The 20,367-nt window shown below is 71.6% G+C and carries 21 protein-coding genes; 8 read left to right on the top strand and 13 right to left on the bottom strand.

Annotation, left to right across the window (positions count from 1 at the left end):
• Positions 1–26: 26 nt before the first annotated feature.
• From M1L60_RS21815 to M1L60_RS21825, 3 genes are read right to left on the bottom strand one after another with little or no spacing between them, the layout of a single operon-like run.
• Positions 27–389 carry a hypothetical protein gene (locus M1L60_RS21815; protein WP_253239310.1) on the bottom strand — a complete coding sequence of 121 codons (363 nt, stop codon included), beginning with the start codon at positions 387–389 and terminating at the stop codon, positions 27–29.
• 9 nt (positions 390–398) lie between these two features.
• Positions 399–1,082 carry a S1C family serine protease gene (locus tag M1L60_RS21820; protein WP_253239311.1) on the bottom strand — a complete coding sequence of 228 codons (684 nt, stop codon included), beginning with the start codon at positions 1,080–1,082 and terminating at the stop codon, positions 399–401.
• A 46-nt stretch (positions 1,083–1,128) separates the two neighbouring features.
• Positions 1,129–1,461, bottom strand: coding sequence for a hypothetical protein (locus M1L60_RS21825; RefSeq protein WP_253239312.1), 333 nt, complete (start codon positions 1,459–1,461; stop codon positions 1,129–1,131).
• A 181-nt stretch (positions 1,462–1,642) separates the two neighbouring features.
• Between M1L60_RS21825 and M1L60_RS21830 the strand changes: the two genes are divergently transcribed.
• Positions 1,643–2,272 carry a DUF5701 family protein gene (locus M1L60_RS21830; RefSeq protein WP_253239313.1) on the top strand — a complete coding sequence of 210 codons (630 nt, stop codon included), beginning with the start codon at positions 1,643–1,645 and terminating at the stop codon, positions 2,270–2,272.
• Between the two features lie 27 nt (positions 2,273–2,299).
• On the opposite strand, the gene M1L60_RS21835 is transcribed toward M1L60_RS21830, so the two are convergent.
• From M1L60_RS21835 to M1L60_RS21845, 3 genes are all read right to left on the bottom strand, one after another.
• Positions 2,300–3,109: a hypothetical protein gene (locus tag M1L60_RS21835; protein ID WP_253239314.1), complete on the bottom strand. Its 810-nt coding sequence runs from the start codon at positions 3,107–3,109 to the stop codon at positions 2,300–2,302.
• Between the two features lie 283 nt (positions 3,110–3,392).
• Positions 3,393–4,430, bottom strand: coding sequence for a helix-turn-helix transcriptional regulator (locus M1L60_RS21840; protein ID WP_253239315.1), 1,038 nt, complete (start codon positions 4,428–4,430; stop codon positions 3,393–3,395).
• 72 nt (positions 4,431–4,502) lie between these two features.
• Positions 4,503–5,060 carry a hypothetical protein gene (locus M1L60_RS21845; protein WP_253239316.1) on the bottom strand — a complete coding sequence of 186 codons (558 nt, stop codon included), beginning with the start codon at positions 5,058–5,060 and terminating at the stop codon, positions 4,503–4,505.
• 101 nt (positions 5,061–5,161) lie between these two features.
• Between M1L60_RS21845 and M1L60_RS21850 the strand changes: the two genes are divergently transcribed.
• Entirely contained in the window at positions 5,162–7,828 is a 2,667-nt protein-coding gene (locus M1L60_RS21850; RefSeq protein ID WP_253239317.1) for an ATP-binding protein, read from the top strand.
• Between the two features lie 64 nt (positions 7,829–7,892).
• Positions 7,893–8,432, top strand: a complete 540-nt coding sequence (locus tag M1L60_RS21855) for a DUF3558 family protein (protein WP_253239318.1) — start codon at positions 7,893–7,895, stop codon at positions 8,430–8,432.
• Here M1L60_RS21855 and M1L60_RS21860 read toward each other — a convergent pair.
• The 4 genes from M1L60_RS21860 to M1L60_RS21875 form a co-directional block, all read right to left on the bottom strand.
• Positions 8,429–9,061: a response regulator gene (locus tag M1L60_RS21860; RefSeq protein ID WP_256516808.1), complete on the bottom strand. Its 633-nt coding sequence runs from the start codon at positions 9,059–9,061 to the stop codon at positions 8,429–8,431. The genes M1L60_RS21855 and M1L60_RS21860 overlap by 4 nt on opposite strands.
• A complete protein-coding gene (locus M1L60_RS47915) occupies positions 9,061–10,209 on the bottom strand; it encodes a sensor histidine kinase (RefSeq protein WP_253239319.1) in 1,149 nt (382 codons plus the stop codon). The genes M1L60_RS21860 and M1L60_RS47915 overlap by 1 nt, the downstream gene beginning before the upstream one ends.
• Positions 10,206–11,363 carry a DUF418 domain-containing protein gene (locus M1L60_RS21870; protein ID WP_253239320.1) on the bottom strand — a complete coding sequence of 386 codons (1,158 nt, stop codon included), beginning with the start codon at positions 11,361–11,363 and terminating at the stop codon, positions 10,206–10,208. Before M1L60_RS21870 ends, M1L60_RS47915 begins: the two co-directional genes overlap by 4 nt.
• Positions 11,364–11,465: 102 nt before the next feature.
• Positions 11,466–12,350, bottom strand: coding sequence for an alpha/beta fold hydrolase (locus tag M1L60_RS21875; protein ID WP_253239321.1), 885 nt, complete (start codon positions 12,348–12,350; stop codon positions 11,466–11,468).
• 72 nt (positions 12,351–12,422) lie between these two features.
• Here M1L60_RS21875 and M1L60_RS21880 point away from each other — a divergent pair, with 72 nt between their 5' ends.
• Positions 12,423–12,977 (top strand): TetR/AcrR family transcriptional regulator, encoded by a 555-nt coding sequence (locus tag M1L60_RS21880; RefSeq protein ID WP_253239322.1) that lies wholly within the window; start codon positions 12,423–12,425, stop codon positions 12,975–12,977.
• Here the strand turns inward: M1L60_RS21880 and M1L60_RS21885 are convergent, their stop codons facing one another.
• Complete coding sequence (locus M1L60_RS21885) at positions 12,978–13,634, bottom strand: methyltransferase (RefSeq protein ID WP_253239323.1); 657 nt, start codon at positions 13,632–13,634, stop codon at positions 12,978–12,980.
• Positions 13,624–14,043: a DUF6326 family protein gene (locus M1L60_RS21890; protein WP_253239324.1), complete on the bottom strand. Its 420-nt coding sequence runs from the start codon at positions 14,041–14,043 to the stop codon at positions 13,624–13,626. Before M1L60_RS21890 ends, M1L60_RS21885 begins: the two co-directional genes overlap by 11 nt.
• A 134-nt stretch (positions 14,044–14,177) precedes the next feature.
• On the opposite strand from M1L60_RS21890, the gene M1L60_RS47920 reads away from it, so the two are divergent.
• Together M1L60_RS47920 and M1L60_RS21900 are read left to right on the top strand one after the other, a co-directional pair.
• Positions 14,178–15,272, top strand: a complete 1,095-nt coding sequence (locus M1L60_RS47920; protein ID WP_253239325.1) for a sensor histidine kinase — start codon at positions 14,178–14,180, stop codon at positions 15,270–15,272.
• Positions 15,269–15,922 (top strand): response regulator, encoded by a 654-nt coding sequence (locus M1L60_RS21900; RefSeq protein WP_253239326.1) that lies wholly within the window; start codon positions 15,269–15,271, stop codon positions 15,920–15,922. The genes M1L60_RS47920 and M1L60_RS21900 overlap by 4 nt, the downstream gene beginning before the upstream one ends.
• Here the strand turns inward: M1L60_RS21900 and M1L60_RS21905 are convergent.
• On the bottom strand, positions 15,884–18,682 hold the full coding sequence (locus tag M1L60_RS21905) for an ATP-binding protein (RefSeq protein ID WP_308208518.1): 2,799 nt from the start codon (positions 18,680–18,682) through the stop codon (positions 15,884–15,886). The genes M1L60_RS21900 and M1L60_RS21905 overlap by 39 nt on opposite strands.
• A 135-nt stretch (positions 18,683–18,817) precedes the next feature.
• On the opposite strand from M1L60_RS21905, the gene M1L60_RS21910 reads away from it, so the two are divergent.
• Together M1L60_RS21910 and M1L60_RS21915 are read left to right on the top strand one after the other, a co-directional pair.
• Positions 18,818–19,576 carry an SDR family NAD(P)-dependent oxidoreductase gene (locus M1L60_RS21910; RefSeq protein WP_253239327.1) on the top strand — a complete coding sequence of 253 codons (759 nt, stop codon included), beginning with the start codon at positions 18,818–18,820 and terminating at the stop codon, positions 19,574–19,576.
• Positions 19,577–19,659: 83 nt separating this feature from the next.
• Positions 19,660–20,352: a response regulator transcription factor gene (locus M1L60_RS21915; protein WP_253239328.1), complete on the top strand. Its 693-nt coding sequence runs from the start codon at positions 19,660–19,662 to the stop codon at positions 20,350–20,352.
• Positions 20,353–20,367 lie beyond the last annotated feature (15 nt).

The following is a 20,367-nucleotide window of genomic DNA, read 5'->3' on the forward strand; positions in this document are numbered from 1 at the left end:
CGGCCGACAAAGGCCGGCGCCCTTTCTCACAGGGCGGCCTGGACGAGATCGGTGAACCCGTTGGCCAGCAGGATCACGGCGATCGAGGTCAGCAGGATGCCGGCCACCCGATCGAGAATCGAACTGATCCGGGGCGACACCCGTCGTTCGACATGCCCCGAGATCCAGAGCGTCACGCCGGTCTGGAACACAAAGGCCAGCATCAGCATCCCGGCGCCGGCGATCACCCACGCGATGATCGAACCGAGCACCGCCGTCTCCTGCGCGAAGCGCCGCGGCAGCGAGAAGACGCCGGCGCCCACCATCGACCCGACGACCATCGCGGTCATGGTCATCAGGGTCAGCTTCTGCGGCGTGCTGATCGCCGGTCTGGTGTCGGTCGCGCCCAAGACCCCTCCTCAGATCGCCGTGACCGGGACGGACGCTGTCTGCGACTGGCCGTCCCGTACGTACGCCACCTCGACCGGCTGCCCCGGCCCGTGCCCCCGGACGGCGACCAGCATCTCGTCGACGCTGCCGACCGCTGTCCCGCCGATCCCGGTCAGGACGTCGCCCTCGCGCAGCCCGGCCCGGGCCGCGCCCATCGCCGGCAGCACCTGGTCGACCAATGCGCCCCGGGGTAGTCCGGTGGCCTGGGCCATCTCGTCGGTCACGGTCACGGCGAGCACCCCGATGCTGGGGTGGGTGACCTTCCCGGTCCGGATGATCTGGTCGGCGACCGAGCGCGCGAAGTCCATCGGGATGGCGAAGTTGAGCCCGATGCTGCCGCCCCCGCCCCCGGGCACCTGGGCTCCCGCCGAGTTGACGCCGACCTGCCGCCCGTCGCAGTCCACGAGTGGCCCGCCGCTGTTGCCCGGGTTGATCGCGGCGTCGGTCTGCACGGCATTGACCAGAGCGCTCGGCCGGCCGCCCTGCCCCACATCGACGTACCGGTTGAGGGCGCTGACCACTCCGGCCGTGATCGTGCTGTTCAGGCCCAGCGGTGACCCCGCGGCCACCACCGGTTGCCCGATGACCAGGGCCGACGAGTCACCGGCGGCGATCGGCGTCAACGTGGCGGCGTCGGGCGGCACGCGCAGCACGGCCAGGTCGGTGCCGGGGTCACGCCCGACGATCGTGGCCGGGACCTCACCCTTCCCGCGGGGCGAAGTCGACGACGATCCGGCCCCCGGCGGCGGCCGACGCGATGACGTGGTCGTTGGTGAGAATGTGGCCGTCCCGGTCGAGCACCGACCCGGATCCCAGACCCGAGCCTTCGGCCCCCGCCACCTGAATGGTCACCAGCGAGGGAAAGACCCGCTGGGCCACACCGGTCACGTCGCAGGCGGCCGCCGCCGGACCATTGACCGCCGCCGCCTTCTCACCCGGGCTCCACCATGCGCCGAGCAGACCCCCAGCGACGCCGGAGGCCACGCACAGCGCGGCCGCCCCGGCGATCAGCGTCTTGCTCTCCCTGCGCATATCGGCGACCGTCCCGCACGGCGCCGGGCCCGGACATCACCCGTGGCGGATGAACAGACCCGGCCGGGGCCCTGATCCCCACGCCGGAGCTACCCCGTGAGGTGTACGGTGTTGAGCGGGCGGAATTTCCGTATGCCATACGGAGTTGGCGACCATGTCCCATCGATCACCAGGAGGGCCCATGAGCCTGACGCAACAGCTGGACCGGCTGCTCGAAGCGGGCCTGGCCGAAGTCACCGGCGCCAGTCCGGCCGAACTCGCCGCCCACGTCGCCGCCCTGCCCGACGAACCCGACAGCGTGCTCGCCGTGCACCCGGCGCTGGCCACCGCGCGCCAGTTGGCCCTGATGCTGCGCCGCCACGACAAGCCCGGCTTCGTCGTGCACGACATGACTGACCTCGAACAGTTCACGCCCATCGAAGGCGTGGTGCTACCTGACGGCCCGCTCTATCTCCTCCACGAACTCGACCGCGGCGACGACATGCGCAATTGGAGCCCCGACGAGGCGCTGCCGGCCATCCGCGAACGGGGGCGAAGCCCGCTCACCGTCCACGAGGGCATCAGCTGGCTGCTGCAAGACCCGAAGGTGCTCGAACCCAACCACTGCTTCATGACCATCGCCTCCCGCAAACCCAAGGGCAAAACCCTCGACGCCCGAACCCCGGCCCTCTGGATCAGCGGCGGCACCGGCCACGACGGCCCCGCCAACCGAGGAGCCCCCAAGCTCGGCTGGTGCTGGGCCGGCAACCGCCACACCTGGCTCGGCTTCGCCTCCGCCCGGCAGCGCACCTCATCCCCCGGTGCGGCCTGACCGAGGGTCGGCCGCACCGGGCGGTGGTCAGAACTTGCCGGCGGCGACATCCGCGAGCGTCACCCGGGTCACCGTGTAGGTGGTGGTCACGAAGGTGGTGGTGTACTTGACCGGCATGCCGCTCCCAGCGTCGACGATCACACTTTCGGGGCTGTCGACGGCCGGGGCGCCGGCGGTCAGGGTGAGCACCCTGCGGCCCTCGAGGGCGCCCTCCTCGACCTTGATCTCGGGCATCTGGTCGAGCAGCCGCAACACACCGGCCCGGACGGCCGGGTCGCCGGCGCCGTCGCGCAGCGCGTCGACCGAGGTGTTCCACACCCAGTTGTCGGTGTAGTTGCCCGCGACCGCCTTGGTGCCGGTGGCCTTCGCCTTGATCTTGGCCGCCTCCGACAGCGGCTTGACGGCGCCCGGCGCCTCGATCGGAGGCGGGTTGTCGCCTGTGAAGAAGGCCCGCGCCATCCGTTTGCGGGCCTCGTTCAGGTCACCCCGGGCCGCCAGCTTGGCCGCGGCGACGGCCCGCTCGCGGCCGGCCTCGTCCGCCGGGTCGAGCTGCGACCGGCCCTTCTCGACCCGGGCCGGGAGTCCGGCCCGCGTCCGGGCGAAGAAGTAGTCGCCGTTGTCGGCGTGCAGGTCCCAGACGTCGACCTTCTTGCCGTCGGTGTAGGCCTGGCTGCGCGAGATCAGCGTGGCGTCGCCCTCGGGCTGCTGGAGCGTGGTGAGGTGGCCGACCAGGCGCACCACCGGGGACTGTTCGGTGGTCGCGGACGAGCCGGGGGCGGCGAGGCCGGGCGCCGGCGACCGGGCCGGGACGCCGGCGCCACCGGCGGCGAGAGCCACCGCCGTCACTGCGGCCGCGGCAAGGGTGCCACCGGCCGTGACACGCCAGGCGATCCGGCGACGGCTCAGCCGCTTGCAGCTCGCGGGTACGGACAGGTCCTGCTCGGTGTCAACAAGTCCAACAAGAGTGCCCGCGACCTTTATCTGCAGCTCGGGTACACGGTGCCGGCCGAGCCCGAGCTACACGACCTCAGGACGACCGGACAGCCCGGCGACGCCTACGACATCTTGGTCGCCGACCTCGACCGCCCGGTCCCGGAGTCAACCTTGATCGCTGACCGCGTCACTGGATAGCAGCACCGCCGGAACGGTCACGCTCAACCTCCGGCCACTCGTGCAGACGGATGTCGTCCACAGTCCAGTCGGGAACGACGACCTCGTTGGCGACGATCTTTACACGGCAAACGATGCTGTAAGTGTCGGCGCCGCGAAACCTGCGGTCGACGTAGGTCGCGTTCCGTCTGTGAATTTCGGGGTCAGTGAGGGCCCGGACCACACCGTAGCTACCCCGGCTGTACATACCGTTGAAGAAGCTCAGTGTCCGCTCCCGGTTGTAGGGATTCGGGGCCCGCAGGTATTGGGCCACGTCCTCTCGAAGAGAGGTGCCGTGCTGGTCGGGGAGCAGCTTAGGGACGAACTCGGAGCGCCGACCGTCCGCCCAGGCCACCGAGAACGCACCTGTGTCCTGGAAGGTCGCCCGCCGAAGCTGCTTCACCGGCACATGGCTGAGGTCATCCATGACGGCCTCAGTCACCTCGTTGAAGTCGACCCCACCGAGCACGATCAAATGAGCGGCCGTCAGGTCGTCGGTCGACAACTCGCGCGGCACGCCCACCAAGGTCGGGTTTGAGGGGTTCATGCCGCGAACGAACGACAACAGTTCGATCAGCGCGTCGAGGTCGGCGTACTTGTACGCGTCGACGTAGTCGGGCCCCTGTGGCTTGGACACGTCACCGAACTGCTCACGGATGAAGCCCGGCAGTTCGGACGAGACGATCGTGATCGCTTGCCCCGGCGGGAAGCGCAGTGGATGCGGCACTTCCGGCTCGTCCTCGACGCTGCCGCGCAACCTGTTCAAGTCCCGGCGCAATTTCTCGTAAGCCTGGTGCTCGTCGCCGCTCAACTCGCCCAGGCGTGGAAGCTTCGGACCCGGCTTGGCCTGGGCGAAGTAGCGCGCGTAGTCATTCAACCGCTCCGGCGGCGGCACCGCCCCGCGTTCCCACGAGGAGATCAACGGGACGCTCACCCCCAGGACGCGGCCCAGCGCCAGCTGGGTGAGCTGACCGCGCAGCTCCCTCAACCGCTCGGCCAGCGTGGACACCCTGGGCATCGGCGCCGCCCCTCAGACCAACTTCAATGCCCGGGTTGAAGGCCCGACGACTAACCATAACGCTCAGTCCTCGCGGCAGGTCCACTTCACGGTGCCGTCGACGGCTTCGCCGGGGAGGCCGCCGGGGGCGGTGGTGGCCAGTTTCTTGAATGTCCAGGTGCCGCCGCCTTTGGCGTCGGTGGTCACCTTGCTGCTGGTGGACTCGGGCCACGTACCGAAAATGGTGTTGTCGATGGCGATGCTCGGGCGGGAACCGGGGGCCACCAGCTGGTCCTTCGGGTAGGTGCCGGGGCCGGCGTAGTCGTCGATCCAGAGTTCCAGCGTTACCTTCTTGCCGTCGACCGGGCCGTCGTACAAGCCTCCGATCGCGTACAGGGTCTTGCCATCGTCCTTCTTGGTGCCCTTGGCGTAGTCGGCGCAGCTCTTGGCGAAGCTGCCGTCGAGCATGGGCGCCAGGGCTGTCTGCTTGCCCTTCAGGCCCTCGGCGCCGGTGAGGTCGAACGTGACGGTCACCTGGGGGCCGAGCGAGAAGTCGTCGGCCGAGGAGGCCGAAGAATCCGACGTAGCCGGATCAAATGATCCGCACGCGGTCAGTGTCGCCAACACGATCGTGGTCAGCATGGCCGTACCTGCTGTTTTTGCGCTTAGCATGTGCTCACTCCCTGTCCGACCTGTGCGGGAAGCCTGACCGGCGCCGCCAAAAAACCACCAAAGAGGCGCGGGTGCGGTTCGAGGTTCTGGGGCCGGTGCGGGTGTGTACGAGCGACGGCGAGGCGGCGACCCTCGCCCCGAAGCCGCGGGCGCTGCTGGCCGTGCTGCTGGCCGCGAAGGGGCGACCGGTCACGGCCGAGCGGCTGCTGGGTGAGTTGTGGCCCGAGGGCGCGCCGTCGACGGCCACCGCCACCCTGCAGATGCACGTGTCGGCGCTGCGCAAGGTGGTCGGCGACCGGGTCGGCACGGCCCCGGGCGGCTACCGGCTCGACCTGGCCGGGGCGTCCTTCGACGCGGCCGAGTTCGAGTCCGGCGGCGACCTGGGTCTGTGGCGGGGGGACGCGTACGAGGGTGTGGCCGCCGGTCCGGCCGTCTCGGCCGCGGCCGCGCGTCTGACCGAGCTGCGTCTCGCGGCCCGCCACGACTGGGCGCAGCGGACCCTGGCCGACGGGCGGCCCGTCGACGCCGCGACCGAGCTGGCCGGGTGGGTGGCCGAGCAACCGGCCGCCGAGGGCCTGGTCAAGCAGCTCATGCTCGCTCTTTACCGCTCGGGCCGGGCCGGGGACGCCCTTTCCGCGTACGACCGGACCGCCGCCGCCCTGGACAGCCTGGGCGCCCGCCCCGGGCCCGACCTGGACGCGCTGGCCGCCGCCGTCCGCCGCCAGGACCCGACGCTCGACCGGCCCGCCCCGGGCGTGCCGGCCCAGCGCAACCGGTTCATCGGCCGCCGGGCCGAGCTCGACCGGGCCATCCATCTGCTCGGCACGGCCCGCCTGCTCACGGTGGTCGGCCCGGGTGGCGCCGGCAAGACCCGGCTCAGCCTGGAGCTGGCCCGCGAGGTGGCCGCCGACCACGACGCCGTGCACATTGTCGAGCTGGCCGAGCACCGCGACGGGCCGCTCGACGCCCGGCTGGCCGCGGCCGTCGGCATCCGCGAGGAGCCGGGCATGCCTGTCCTCGAGACCGTGACCCGCCAGCTCACCGGCCGGGTGCTGCTGGTCCTGGACAACTGCGAGCACGTCCGGCCGCAGGCCACCGAGTTGGCTCACACTCTGCTGGCCGTCTGCCCGGGCGTACGGGTCGTGGCGACCAGCCGCGAGCAGCTGGGCCTGAGCGGCGAGGTGATTTTCGCGCTGGGCGGCCTGGCCACCCCGGCCCCGGGTGCGGCCGACCCGCACACCGACGCCGTGCGGCTGCTGGCCGACCGGGTCGCGGCCGCCCGCGGCGGAACCGGGCTGGCCCCGGCCGAACTGGTCGTGGCGGCCGAGCTGTGCCGCCGGCTGGACGGGCTGCCGCTGGCCATCGAGCTGGCCGCGGCCCGGCTGCGCGCGCTGCCCCTGGCCGAGATCGTGTCCCGCCTCGACCGCCGTCTCGACCTGCTGACCGGCACCTCGCCGGTGCTGCGCCACCAGACCATGCGGGCCGCCATCGACTGGGGGTACGAGCTACTCGACGTGCCCCAGCAAGAGCTGCTGCGCCGGCTCGGGGTCTTCGCCGGCGGGTTCGACCTGGCCGCGGCGGGCGAGGTGGCCGGGGCCGACCCGCTCGACCCGCTGACCCAGCTGGTCGACCGGTCGATGGTGGAGTGGCGCGACGGGCGCTACCGGCTGATCGAGACGATCCGCGAGTACGCCCGGGAGCGGCTGGGACCGGCCGAGCGGGCCGAGGCGTTCGGGCGGCTGGTCGCGTACTGGACCCGGCGGCTGGCCGAGCCGCCGCCGGTGGACGGGCCCGCGCACACCGAATGGCTGGCCGCGACGGCGGCCGAGCACGACACGATCATGGCTGCGGCCGACTGGTCGCTGCGCGAGGGCGACCCGGCCGACGGCCTGCGGATCGCCGCCGCCATGTGGTGGTTCTGGTGGGTCGCGGGCCGGATGGCCGAGGGGCTGACCTGGCTCGACAAGGCGCTGGCGGCCTCGGCCGAGCCGTCCGCGCTGCGGGCCCGGGCCCTGCGGGCGGCGGCCGCGCTGGCCCGCAACTCGGGCGATCTGGTCGCGGCCCGGCGCCTCGGGGAGGAGGGCCTGGCTGTCTTCCGGGGGCTCGACGACCGTACGGGAATGGTTGCTGCTCTCAACAACCTGCTGATCACGGCCCAGGCCCAGGAGGACTACCCGGCCTCGCTCGCGTTCGGCCACGAGGCGCTGAAGCTGGCCGAGCAGGCCGGGGACGCGCGGATGGTCGCGGCCGCCTCCAACAACACGGCCGGGACGTTGCGCTGCATGGGCCGGCTGGACGAGGCCGAGCCGTTGTTCACCCGGGCTCTGGAGGGCTTCCGGGCGCTCAACGACCGGCGCGGGGAGGCGGCGGCGCTGTCCAACCTGTCGACGACCGACCGGCGCCGCGGGCGCTACGAGCCGGCCCGGCGGGCCATGCGGGAGGCGCTGGCCGTCTACACCGAGCTGGGCATCGCCGAGGGGCAGCTGGACGCGGTGGAAGGGCTGGCCCAGCTGGACGTGCTCGAGGGCGACGCCGAGGGTGGGCTGCGGCTGCTGGCGGTGGCGGAGAGGGAACGTACGGAATTGGGCGCGCCCAGCTTCACCCCCGACGAGATCGCCGACCGGGACCAGGCCGAGGCGGCGGCGCGGGGCGCGCTCGACGCGGCCGCGGTGGCCCGGGCCTACCGGGACGCCACCGCCACCACGCTCGAGAAAGCCGTCGCGCAGCTGCTCGGATGACCTCCGGTAGCGCCTCGGGGTGGCCTTTGGGGTTTCTTTGGGGGCACGCCGCAGAGTTCTCCCCATGAAGAAGAGCCTCGTCGCCCTGGCCGCCCTCGTCGCCGTCTCGCTCACCACCGGATGCAGCCTGCTGGAGTCAGCGACCGCAGCCCCGACCTCCTCGCCGACGGCGAAGGCTACGGCGAAGGCCACTGCGCAACCGACGGCTGACACCGGCACCGGCTCGGTGAAGGACGAGGGCGACATTCCCGACCCGTGCACCCTGCTGTCGAAGGCGGAGGTCACCAGCCTGACCGGGCGCAAGATCACCCAGATCGACGAGGACGGCGCCGAACCCGGCGAGGCCACCCGCTTCTGTCAGTGGCAGCAGGACGGCGGCCAGCTCGCGATCTTCCTGGGTCGCACCACCCCGGCCGACTTCGAGGTCGTCGTGGACGAGGCCGAACCGGTCGACGGCATCGGCGAGGACGCCTTCCTGCTCTCCGATCACCTCTACGTGCTCTACGGCACCGTCCAGATCGACGTCTACTCGCGGGGCGGCTCGGACAGCGAGAACCTGGCCGACGCCAAGAAGGTCGCCCGGACCCTCATCCCGCGGGTCTAGAGAATGCCCCGGCGGTGGGCGGCCGACACCGCCGAGGCCCTGTCCGGCACATCCAGCTTGGCGTAGATGTGCAGCAGGTGGGTCTTGACGGTGGCCTCGCTGATGAACAGCGCGGCCGCCGTCTCGCGGTTGGTGCGGCCCTCGGCCACCAGGGCCAGGATCTCGCGTTCGCGAGCGCTGAGCTGGGCGGTGGGTGCGGGCTTCCCCGGGCGTACGCGGGCCAGCAGCACCGCCGCGACCGAGGGCGACAGCACGGTCTCGCCCCGGGCGGCCGCCCGGACGGCCTTGAACAGCTCCTCGCGCGGCGCGTCCTTGAGCAGGTAGCCGATCGCGCCCGCCTCGACCGCGGGCAGCACGTCGGAGTCTGTGTCGTGCGTGGTCAGCACCAGCACCCGGGCCGACGGCACCCGTTCCAGCAGCAGCCGGATCAGGGTGCCGCCGCTGGGCTCGGGCAGGCGCAGGTCGGTCAGCACCACGTCCGGCCGCACCGCCTCGACCACGGTCAGCGCCTCCGAGCCGGTGGCGGCCTCGCCCACGATCGCGAAGTCGGGCTGGGTGCCCAGCATGCCGCGCAACCCGTCCCGTACGACCGGGTGGTCGTCGACCACGACCAGCCGGAGCACCGCCATCACGCCGCCCCGATGGCCGGCACGGTCACGCTGACCGCCGTGCCCGCGCCGGGCGACGACTCGATCGCCACCGACCCGGCCAGCGCCTCGACCCGCTGGCGCAGCGCGACCAGCCCGAAACCGCCGGCCCGGCCCACGTCGAAACCGGCGCCGTCGTCGCGTACGTCCAGCACGATCACGTCCTCCATGTAGGACAGCGTCACGTCGGCCCGGCCGGCGCGCGCGTGGCGGCCGACGTTGGCCAGCGCCTCTTGAGCCGCCCGCAGCAACGTCACCTCCACCTCGGCGTGGGCCGGCACGGGCGTGCCGGTCACGGTGAAACTGACGGGCACGTCCTGCTGCCCGCTCCAGGTCGACACGGCCAGCCGTACGGCGTCGACGAGCCGGGCGTCCTGCAGCGGGCCCGGCCGCAGCGCGTCGATCGACCGGCGCACCTCGTCGAGGCTGGTCCGGGCCAGCGTACGGGCGTGGTCGAGCCGCCGCTGCTGCTCGGGCGCGACCTCGCCCAGCGCCTCGAGCTGCGTGACGATACCGGTCAGCCCCTGGGCCACGGTGTCGTGGATCTCGCGGGCGAGCCGGGCCCGCTCCTCGGCCACCCCGGCCGCGCGGTTGAGCCGGGCGTTCTCGGTCGCCATGGCGACCAGCTCGCTGTTGACCTCGCGGCGCCGGATCGCCTCGCGTTCCATCACCCGCACCATCGTGCCGAACAGCGCGGCCAGCGGCGTGATGATCCCGACGTTGATCAGCACCGACGACAGGTTGGCCCCCGACGCCGCCAGCAGGGGCACGTTGGCCGCGAGCAGGCCCAGGTAGGCCCACCAGCCGGGCAGGGCCACGAAGGCGAGCACGTAACAGGCCGGGACGAAGAGCTGGAACGCCTCGTCGAGCCGCAGCAGCAGGTAGGTCCAGCCGAGCACGCCGGTGAAGTAGACCGCCATGAACCACGGGCGGCGCTCCCACCAGTCCGGGTGGGCCGGCACGAACCACCAGTGCCAGACCGCGAACCCGGCGGCCGCGACCGTCGGGGCGGCCCACCCGGCCGGGCCGGTGAAGAGCGCTATGCCGTACGCGATGACCAGGAGCCCGTACGGAAGCAGGGCCCACGGCTGATTCCACCGGTGCTCCCGGCGCAGCTCCTCCACGGTCACCCTGCCATCTTGCCGGTCCGGTAGGTCAAGCGGCGCAAGACGATCTCGGCCGGTCCGCGCCGACCGGCCCGGCGCAGCAGATCGGCCAGCACCACCGAGACGAGCCAGGTGCCCAGGGCGAGCAGGGCCACCGCGCCCGTGCTGATCGTCGCGCCCAGCCCCAGCGTCCACGGCGCCAGCAGCGCCACGAAGACCACCGACTGGAACAAATAGCAGCTGAGCGACCGCTGACCGGTGGCGGCCAGGGCGGTCACCACCGTCCCGCGGGCGCGGATCGCGACCAGGCCGATCAGGGCCGCGTAGCCCAGCCCGCCCGCGACCCCGGTCACCGCGTGCAGCGCCGAGATGCCCCACAGGTTTCCCGGGCTCCAGAAATGCCCGACCGCCAGGCCCGCCGGCAACCCGCCGAGCACGGCGATGGTCAGTCCGGCCACGGCCGTACGCCGGAGCAGGTGACGGTGGGCGGCCGGATCACTGAGGATGCCTCGCCGCGCGGCCCACGTGCCGACCAGGATCGCGCTGCCCACCCCGAGGACACCGGCCGGCGTCATCAGCCACTCGAACGGCCGCAAGGCCATGGCCCGCAGCGGATCCGCGGTTTCGAACGACCAGAAGAACGAGCGCTCCCCCGAGGGCGGCGCCATGTAGGCGGCCCCCTGCCCGAGAGCGACCACCACGAGCCAGCAGCCCGCCGCGATCAGCAGCTTCCGGTCGGACACCCCCGTCAGAGCGACCAGAATGAAGCCGGCCACGCCGTACAGCCCGAGGATGTCCCCCGGGAACAGCAGCAGGGCGTGGGCGAACCCGAACGCGACGAGCCACCAGCTACGCCGCCGCAGGAGCTTCTTCGCGTCAGCCAACGACGCACCGGCGGCGCGCTGCCTCTGCATGATCTGCACCACCCCGTACGCGAAGAGGGCCGCGAACATCGGATAGGCCCGGCCATCCACAGTGGTCACCGTGACGACGCTGACGATCCGATCGACGAGCCCGCTCTCGACAATGTGCTGCCGGACCCCGTAGGGCCGCGCGTAGAGATGGACGACCGAGTTGGCCAGCGCGATGAACGCCAACATGAGCCCGCGCGCCAGGTCGGGGGCGAGCGCCCGATCCGCCGCCCCCACCGGTCCGGCCGTTGCATGCGTGACAGTCATGCCCTCAGTCTTCGGCCGCCCACCCCACCACCGGATCGACCGATGTACGGCTCCGCCGGATCAACCACGGCGGAGCCGAATCAACCGATCGGCGGATGACGCTCAGCCGAGCTTGCGGGTCAGGAAGTCGTGGATGAGCGGGAAGACCTCGTCGGGGCGGTCCTCGAGCAGGAAGTGGCCGCTGTCGAAGAGGTGGAACTCGACGTCCTTCACGTCCCGCTTGTACGGGTGCGCGCCCTCGGCCGGGAAGATGACGTCGTTGGCGCCCCACACGATGAGGGTCGGCGGCTGGTGGGCGCGCAGCCATTCCTGCACGGCCGGGTAGAGGCCCGGGTTGGTGCCGTAGTCGAGGAAGTAGTCGAGCTGGATCTCGTCGTTGCCGGGCCGGTCGAGCAGGGCCTGGTCGGTGGTCCAGTTGTCGGGCGAGATGCGGGCGGCGTGGGCCATGCCGTCGGTGTACTGGAACCTGGTGGTGTCCAGCGTGACCAGGCCGCGCAGGGCGTCCCGGTTGGCCTGGCTGTTGTCGGCCCAGTAGCGCTTGATCGGCGCCCAGAACTCGTTGTCCAGGCCTTCGTCGTACGCGTTGCCGTTCTGCACGACGAGGGCCGTGATCGCGTCGGGGTCGGCCAGGGCGAGCCGCCAGGCCGTGGGCGCGCCGTAGTCGAAGACGTTGACGGCGTACTTGGTCACGCCGAGCTTGGTCAGCAGCTTCTGCACGTACTTGGCCGCGTTGTCGAAGGTGTAGTCGAACCCGGCCCGGTCGGGGGCGGCGCTCTGGCCGTAGCCCGGCAGGTCGGGCGCGATGACGTGGAACCGGTCGGCCAGGTACGGGATCAGGTTGCGGAACATGTGCGACGAGGTCGGGAACCCGTGCAGGAGCAGGACGACGGGGGCGTCGGTCGGCCCGGCCTCCCGGTAGAACATCTCGAACCCGTCAAGGTTCTCGGTCTTGTACTGGACGACTGGGACGAACGCTGTGTTGGTCATGTCCCGACCATACATACCTCTAGGTATGACGACAACCCTACCTCCAGGTATGGAGCGAGCTATTGTTGTGTCATGGACAACAGGCGGCTGATCATCGACTCGGCCAAGAAGCTCTTCTGGCACCGCGGCTACTCGACGACGAGCCCGAAGCAGGTGATGGCCGACGCCGGTGTCGGGCAGGGCAGCTTCTATCACCACTTCCCGGCCAAGGCCGACCTCGGCCACGAGGTGGTTCAGGAGAACGGCCGCGATCTCGTCGCTTCCGTACGCGCCGCCATGGAAGGAAAGGCGACCGGCCGCGACCGCCTGGTCGCGTTCCTGGGGTCGGCCGGCGACGCGCTCGGCGGCTGCCAGATCGGCGGCTTCGCCTACGACGCCGGGATCCTGGCCGAACCCCCCTTGCGCGAGGCACTGGGCGCAGCGTTCACCGAACTGACCGACCTGCTGGAAAGCGTCGTGCGCGAGGCCCAGGCCGACGGTTCGGTGTCGGCGAAACTCGACCCGGCCCAGACCGCGGCCGCCCTGCTGGCCGTCGTCGAGGGCGCGTTCGTCATCGCCCGCGCCACCGGCCGCCAGTCCACCGCCGACGCGGCCACCGCGGGCGCCCTCGCCCTGCTCGACGGGTGATCAGGCCGGCCGGTAGTACGAATGGACGGCGGGCTGGCCGGTGTAGTTGGGGCCGGCCCGGTCGTCGGCGCCGAGGTAGGTGTAGGGCAGGCTGAGCTCGCGGGGGCCGGTACAACTGATCCGGCGGCAGCGGGCATCGTAGGCGAGGCCGGCCGCGCGCAGCTGGGTGGTCAGACGCCGGCCGACCGGTTCGCCGTCCGCGCGCCGCACGCTGGTCAGGTCGAGGTCGGCGACGAAACGGCCGCCGGGGGTCAGCCATTGCACGATGCGGCTGAGCACGGCGAGCTTGTCCCCGACGTAGTGCAGGCCGTGCACACAGGTGATCAGATCGAACGCCCGCGGCGGGGTCCAGGTCTCGATCGGCGCCGCCACCAGGGCCGGGCCGGAGTCCTCGGGAACGGGCAGGAACGCGTCGACCAGGTCGACGCCGATCAGCGTGACCTCTGGCAGCCGGGCGGCGGCCTGGATGAGCGCGCGCCCGCTGCCGCAGCACAGGTCGAGCCAGGCGGTGTCGCTGCCCGCGCCGGCGCCGACCCAGGCGACCGGGTCGAACCCGAGTTCCCGCTCATAGCTGTTGACACCGGCCAATTGGCGTTCGCGGTTCATCGCGCAGTTGGCCACCACGGACGAGGCGTGCAGCCCTTCGTCATCGAGCATTTCCCCCCGCCTCTCTGGGCCACGTCCAGGCGACCCGGGCGATGGTGAGCAGGAACGCCACCTCGATCAGGGTGCCGGCGATGTAGTAGAGCCAGCTCTCGCCGATGAGGGTGGCCGCCACGGTGAGGATATAGATCAGGCTGACCACGAGGTTGGCGATCCGGTTGATCCGCGCCGGGGCGAGCAGCGAGACGACGATCATCAACGACGCCACCGCGATGTAGAGGGTCGTGAGAACGAGGAACGTCTGGTCGATCGCGAAGCCGGTGCCGGCCATCTCCCCGGCGAGCACTCCGTTGATGACGTCAGCGCGGAAGAAGCCGAAGATGTCGACGTAGGCGAACACGAACAGCGTGGTGATCCACAGACCGCAGAGCACGACTTTGGTATCCACTTTGGTGTCGTTCATAAGTCGAAGTCTCGGCCGCATCGGCGGTTGCCCGCCCCGGCTCCGGGACCGACGTCGCCCTGGCTCATCGGCCAGGGAAACGGCCGGCCGCGCGACGGGTTCGCGGCGTACGCCCGATCGCTACTGTGAAAGTCGTGCCGAGCGCGGCGTACACCTGGCGGGACGGGGCCCTGGCCCTGTCGGTGCTGATCGTGCTCGCGTTCGACGCGGTCTTTAGCGACCTGACCTGGCGACCGGTCGCCGTCGCCTTCGGTTGCGGTCTCGCGGTGGCCGTGCTGCTCCGGCGGACCCATCCGCTGCCGGCCGTGGTGTTCGCCTTCGGCGGGTTCGCGGCCCTCGACGTCGCGGCGTTCGCCCTGGACACCGAACCCGTGACCCTGAACAGCGGCTGGGTCGTGCTCGTGCTGGCCTACTCGCTGCTACGCCGGCGGACCGGCCGCGAGGTGGTCGTCGGAGTGACGGTCATTGCGGTGGCCCTGACCGCCATCGTCGGCGTCGACTTCCCCGGGGTGGCCGACACGACCGCCGGGATCGCCCTGGTGCTGCTGGCCGGTGCCCTCGGCGCGTCCATGCGCTACCGGGCCGTCGCCCGCAAACAGTTGGTCGTGCAGGCCAAGCTGCAGGAACGCGAGCAACTGGCCCGGGAGCTGCACGACACGGTGGCCCACCACGTCACCGCGATCGCGATCCAGGCCCAGGCCGGCCTGGTCCTGGCCCGGTCCTCGTCGCTCAGCGGGGCGACGGAGGCGCTCGAGGCCATCGATCGCGAGGCGGCCCGCACCCTGGCCGAGATGCGCGCCATGGTCAGCGCGCTACGCGACCGTCAGCAGCGGCCATCCCTGGTTCCCCAGCGCCGGATCACCGACATCGAGAGTCTCGCCACCGAGGAACTGCCCGTCAGCGTCGAGCTGCGCGGAGACCTGACCAACCTGCCGCCGGCCGTCGAAGGTGCCCTCTACCGCGTAGCCCAGGAATCCATTACGAACGCGCAGCGCCACGCCCAGCAGGCGACCCGGGTCAACGTCGAGTTGACAGCCGACGCCACCGACGTCGACCTGACCGTCAGCGACGACGGCACCCCCGCCGCCCCGGTCGGTCCGCCCGGCTTCGGGCTGATCGGCATGACCGAACGGGTCACGCTGCTGGGTGGCACGCTCACCGCCGGGCCGAACCCCGGCCACGGCTGGAGCGTCCGCGTCACCCTCCCCCGCCGAGGCGCCGAAGCATGACCATTCGCGTCCTCATCGCCGACGACCAGGGCATCGTCCGGGCCGGGCTGACCACGATCCTCAACGGCCAACCCGGCCTCGAGGTGGTCGGCCAGGCCGCCGACGGCCGCGCGGCCGTCACCCTGGCCCGCCGCCTGCGCCCGGACGTGTGCCTGTTCGACATCCGCATGCCCGTCCTGGACGGCATCGAGGCCACCCGCCTGCTGGCCGGCCCCGACGTCGCCGACCCGACCGCCGTCATCGTGATCACCACGTTCGACACCGACGAGTACATCTACGGGGCCCTCAAAGCGGGCGCCCGCGGCTTCCTGCTCAAGGGCGCGGAGCCGGACCAGTTGGTCCAGGCCATCCACGCCGCTGTGCAGGGCGACGCCCTCATCGACCCGGCCGTGACCGCCCGCCTGCTCGCCACGTTCGCCACCAGCGGCCCGGCCGCCGCACCGGCCCAGCCGCTCGATCCCTTGACCGACCGGGAGGAAGACGTGCTGAGCCGGGTCGCCCGAGGCCGGACCAACGCCGAGATAGCCCACGAGCTGCACATCAGCCTGAGCACGGTCAAGTTCCATTTGACCGGCCTGACGACCAAGCTCAACGCCCGCAACCGGGTCGAGCTAGCCCTGTGGGCCTATCAGACCAACCGCATCGCCTGAAATGGTCCGTGGCAACGCGTCGCGCAGCTGGCGCCGGGAGGTGACGCCAAGCTTCCCGAACACCTTGCGCAGGTGCCATTCGACGGTGCGCGGGCTGAGGAACAGCCGCGCCCCGACCTCGGGGTTGGTCAAGCCACTGCGGACCAGTTGGGCGATCTGGCGCTCCTGAGCGGTCAGCTCCACGTCGGCGGCCGCCGCGGCCGTGCGCCTGCGCACGGTCTCGCCGGTGGCGATGAGCTCCCGGCGCGCCCGCTCGGCGAACCCCTCCATCCCGATGGCCACGAACAGGTCGTACGCCGTACGCAGATGTTCGCGGGCGTCGGCCCGCCGTCGTTCGCGGCGCAGCCATTCGCCGTAGACCAGGTGGGCCCGGGCCAGTTCGGGCCGCAGGTTGGTCCGCCCGAGCTTCTCGATCGCCTGGCGGTACAGGTCGTCGGCGTCCGCGCCCTCCGCGACCAGTGCCCGGGTGCGGGCCTCGATCCCCCGCGCGAACGGGGTGCCGAACGGCTGTGTCTCCTCGACGAGCCGGGCCAGGGCATCGAGCGCCACCTCGGATTCGCCGGCACGAACCGCGGCCTCCACCAGTTCCGGCAGAACCCAGGCCGAGAGGTTCGCGTCGAAGAGGTCTCCGTTGGCCCTGATGGCGCGCAGGGCTTCCGGATACCGGGCCAGGCCGTTGTACAGGACGGCTGCCGCCCAGTTGGCCGCGATGAGCCCCAACCCGAATCCGGCGGCGAGCGAGTTCGTGATCGTGGTCCCGATGATCTCGGCCGCCTCGGCCTCCCGCCCCTGGAGCGAGAGCAGCCGCAGCTGGGGGTAGGGCGGCATCGGACTGCCGATCGCCTGGGAAACCGTGTCGGCCTCGGCGATGAGGGCCGCCGCGGCCGGGAAGTCTCCGCTCCAGGACGTGATGAGGCACAACGTCGCGAGGTGGTACGGCAGGTCGGTGAGCACTCCGGCTTCCCGTATGAGGCGGACATGCCGGGCATACATGTCCCGCATCGCATCGTCGTCCCAGACCGCGCCGGCCACCCCCGCCGCGACCCAGCCCCACTTCACGACGTCGTCCACCGAGATGTCCAGGAGAATCTTGGCGGCCTCCCGCAATGCGGGCGCGGCGACGGCGCGGCCATCGGTGACCAGCAGCGTCAGACCGTCGAGCAGCAGATCGATCGGTCGCGGGTCCGCTGGCGCGGGTAGCGCCCTGGCCGCGAATGACACCGCCCGAAGGCTCTCGGGCTGCGCGACTGAGGTCGCCACACCCCACGCCGGCATGAGGACGTCGCGAGCCAGTTGGTCGTCCGCGGCCGCCAGGCGCTGGGCCGAGGCCAGCAGCAGCTCCGTGGCTTCATGACCGTGACCGGAGGCGAAGGCGACCTGTCCTCGCAACGCCATGACCCGCCCCGCGGCAAGCTCGTCCAGTTGCTGCTCGCCAAGGACTTTCAGCAGTCGCCGCACCTCGTCGACGTCGCCGGCCGGAAGGCAGGCCTCGGCCGCCGCCAGCAGCCGGTCGGTGCGCCGGCGGGGGTCGGCGGTCAGGACGACCGCCCGCCGGAGGAACGCGGCCGCCGCCGCCATCCCGCCCCGGGCCTGGGCCTGGGCGGCTGATCTCTCCAGTTCGGCGGCGACCTCCTCGTCGGGCCCGGCCGCGGCCGCGGCGAGATGCCAGGCGCGCCTGTCGGCCGCGTCCGGCCGGTCGGTGACCTCGGCCAGGGCTAGATGAGCGGCCCGGCGGTCGTGCGGCTCAGCCGCCCGGTACACCGCCGAGCGCACCAGCGGGTGCCGGAAGGTGACCCGTTCCGCGAGGCTCAGCAGACCGTCGGTGTCGTCGGCGGCGGCCGGGAACGGGACGTCGAGCCGATCGGCGGCCCGCCGCACCAGGCCGGGGTCGCCGACCGGCTCCGCGGCCGCGATCAGCAGCAGCCGGCGACTCGCGGCCGGCAGTTCCTGGATGCGATGCAGGAAGCTGTCCTCGATGCGGCCGGGGAGCGTGCCGGCATCGGTCAGGCCGAGCCCGCCCGCCATCTGGGTGGCGGTCAGGCCCCGGGTCAGCTCCACCAGGGCCAGGGGGTTGCCGCCGGTCTCGGCCACGATCCGGTCGCTGATGTGCCGGTCGAGGCGGGTGAGCGTCACCGCGTTCAGCAACGTGTGCGCGTCGGGCTCGGCCAGGCCGGCCACCTCGAGCTCGGGCAGGCCGATCAGCTCCGGTCCGGTCCGGCGGGTGGCCAGGATCAGGGCCACCGACTCGGCCAGCAACCGGCGGGCGACGAACCCGATCACCTGGGCCGAGGCCCGGTCGAGCCACTGCGCGTCGTCGACCAGGCAGAGCAGCGGTTCCTTGGCCGAAGCATCGGCGAACAGGCCGAGCACCGCCAGCCCGACCAGGAAGTTGTCGGGCGGAGCGCCCTCGCGCAGCCGGAACACGGTCTCGAGGGCGGCCCGCTGAGGCGGCGGCAGCGACGGCAGCCGGTCGAAAAGCGGGGCGCAGAGCTGGTGCAGCCCGGCGAACGCCAGCTCCATCTCGGACTCCACCCCGGCCGCCCGGAGCATCCGGAAGCCGTTGGCCCGGACTTCCGCGTGGGCCAGCAGGGCGCTCTTGCCGATTCCCGCCGCGCCGCGCAGCACCAGCACGCGGCTCTCCCCGAGACGCAGCGCGGCGATCATCTCGTCCAACCGGGACTGTTCGGCTTTCCGCCCGACCAGTCCGGCTCTGCCTGGAATCGGCTGATTCATCGTTCCCCCTCGAACCGCCCAGCCCATGATGACCGCGTCCTCATGGTGGAGGTCAACACCTTTCGGCCGACGGTGACCAGTGACTCTCCCTGGTTCGGCCGGTCACCCGCCTGAGCGATCCTGTTCCCGCGCGCGGACCACGACTCGAAGAAGAGGCACAACATGGACGCCACACCACTGTCCGGAACGGTCGCGCTGGTCACCGGCGCCAGCAGTGGCATCGGCGCCGCCACCGGCCGCCGCCTGGCCGCCGAGGGCGCGGCGGTGGCCCTGGTCGCCGACCGCCGCGACCGGTTGAACCGCTTGGTCGCGGACCTCGGCGGCCGGGCGGAGGCGTTCGAGGCCGACATCACCGACCCCGAGCAGGCGTACCAGGCCGTCCTGGACACGGTCGAGCGGTTCCAGCGGCTCGACATGCTGGTCAACAACGCCGGCGTGATGCTGCTGGGTACCGCGCTGCACGCGACGCTCGACGAGTGGGACCGCATGGTCGCCCTGAACGTCCGCGCGCTGCTGCACGTGACCCACGCCGCCGTCCCGTACCTGATCGACGCCGCCTCCACCTCCGAACGGCAGGTTGCCGACATCGTCAACATCGGTTCCACCAGCGGCCGGGTCGCCCAACCAGCGACCAGCGTCTACAACCTGACCAGGTTCGGTCTCAACGGCTTCACCGAGGCGCTGCGCCAGGAGCTGCGGGGAGAACGGGTGCGGGTCAGCGTGGTGGAACCCGGCACGGCGCCGACCGAGCTGGCCGGTCATCTGGACGACGACATCCGGGAGACGGCGCTGGGACAGATCAGCGACCTCGAGCCGCTGCCTCCCACCGACGTCGCGGACGCGGTCGCCTACATCGTCCTGCGCGGGCGACGGGTGGCGGTCAACCAGATCATGCTGCGAGCCGCCGACCAGACCTGGTGACGCCCGGCCGCGGCGACTCTAATACTGGCTTCAGGTTGATCGGGAAGGATCGGCAGCAAAGCGCCGATGGGAAGGGGGCCGGAGTGCGGATCCTGATCGCCGATGATGACGCGGCCATCCGGGGGTCGCTGGAGCGGGTGCTCCAGGTCGAGGGGTACGACACCAGTACCGTCGCCAACGGTCTGGCCGTGCTGGAGGAAGTCGGCGGGGGCGGCGGTGACCCGCTTGATCTGCTGATCCTCGACGTGATGATGCCTCGCCTGGGTGGGTTGGAGACCTGCCGGCGGTTGCGAGCGTCAGGTCAGGACCTGCCGGTGCTGATGCTGACCGCCCGCGATCAGGTCTCCGATCGGGTCACGGGGCTGGACGCGGGCGCCGACGACTACCTGTCCAAGCCGTTCGCCACCGAGGAGTTGCTGGCCCGGGTGCGCGCCCTGCTGCGCCGGCGGGCTCCGGCCGACGAGGAGTCGCAGATCCTTGCGTACGCCGATGTCCGGCTCGATCCCGACCGGTTCGAGGCCTGGCGGGGCGGGCGGCCGCTGCGCCTGACCCGGACCGAGTTCTCGCTGCTGCAGGTTCTCGTGCGCAACGCCACCCGGGTCCTGACCCGCGACGCGCTGTTCGAGGCGATCTGGGGCTTCGACATGAGCACCACCGCCAACAACCTCCAGGTGTACGTGAGCTATCTGCGCCGCAAGATGGAGGCCGAGGGTGAGCCGCGGTTGATCTACACGTTGCGCGGACTGGGATACACGTTGCGCGAGACTCCCCCGTGAACCGGCGCGCCCGAT

The sequence above is a fragment of the Paractinoplanes aksuensis genome (assembly GCF_024137025.1).
In the GTDB taxonomy this organism is placed as follows: Bacteria; Actinomycetota; Actinomycetes; order Mycobacteriales; family Micromonosporaceae; genus Actinoplanes; species Actinoplanes aksuensis.

Excerpts from the sequence above, each read along its gene's own strand:
- M1L60_RS21885 (WP_253239323.1), bottom strand. The coding sequence starts at position 13,634 with ATGCTCGATGACGAAGGGCTGCACGCCTCGTCCGTGGTGGCCAACTGC.
- M1L60_RS21910 (WP_253239327.1), top strand. The coding sequence starts at position 18,818 with ATGGACGCCACACCACTGTCCGGAACGGTCGCGCTGGTCACCGGCGCC.
- M1L60_RS21890 (WP_253239324.1), bottom strand. The coding sequence starts at position 14,043 with ATGAACGACACCAAAGTGGATACCAAAGTCGTGCTCTGCGGTCTGTGG.
- M1L60_RS21860 (WP_256516808.1), bottom strand. The coding sequence starts at position 9,061 with ATGGCGGTGCTCCGGCTGGTCGTGGTCGACGACCACCCGGTCGTACGG.
- M1L60_RS21845 (WP_253239316.1), bottom strand. The coding sequence starts at position 5,060 with ATGCTGACCACGATCGTGTTGGCGACACTGACCGCGTGCGGATCATTT.
- M1L60_RS21870 (WP_253239320.1), bottom strand. The coding sequence starts at position 11,363 with ATGACTGTCACGCATGCAACGGCCGGACCGGTGGGGGCGGCGGATCGG.
- M1L60_RS21855 (WP_253239318.1), top strand. The coding sequence starts at position 7,893 with ATGAAGAAGAGCCTCGTCGCCCTGGCCGCCCTCGTCGCCGTCTCGCTC.
- M1L60_RS21880 (WP_253239322.1), top strand. The coding sequence starts at position 12,423 with ATGGACAACAGGCGGCTGATCATCGACTCGGCCAAGAAGCTCTTCTGG.
- M1L60_RS21900 (WP_253239326.1), top strand. The coding sequence starts at position 15,269 with ATGACCATTCGCGTCCTCATCGCCGACGACCAGGGCATCGTCCGGGCC.
- M1L60_RS21905 (WP_308208518.1), bottom strand. The coding sequence starts at position 18,682 with ATGGGCTGGGCGGTTCGAGGGGGAACGATGAATCAGCCGATTCCAGGC.
- M1L60_RS21830 (WP_253239313.1), top strand. The coding sequence starts at position 1,643 with ATGAGCCTGACGCAACAGCTGGACCGGCTGCTCGAAGCGGGCCTGGCC.
- M1L60_RS21825 (WP_253239312.1), bottom strand. The coding sequence starts at position 1,461 with ATGCGCAGGGAGAGCAAGACGCTGATCGCCGGGGCGGCCGCGCTGTGC.
- M1L60_RS21875 (WP_253239321.1), bottom strand. The coding sequence starts at position 12,350 with ATGACCAACACAGCGTTCGTCCCAGTCGTCCAGTACAAGACCGAGAAC.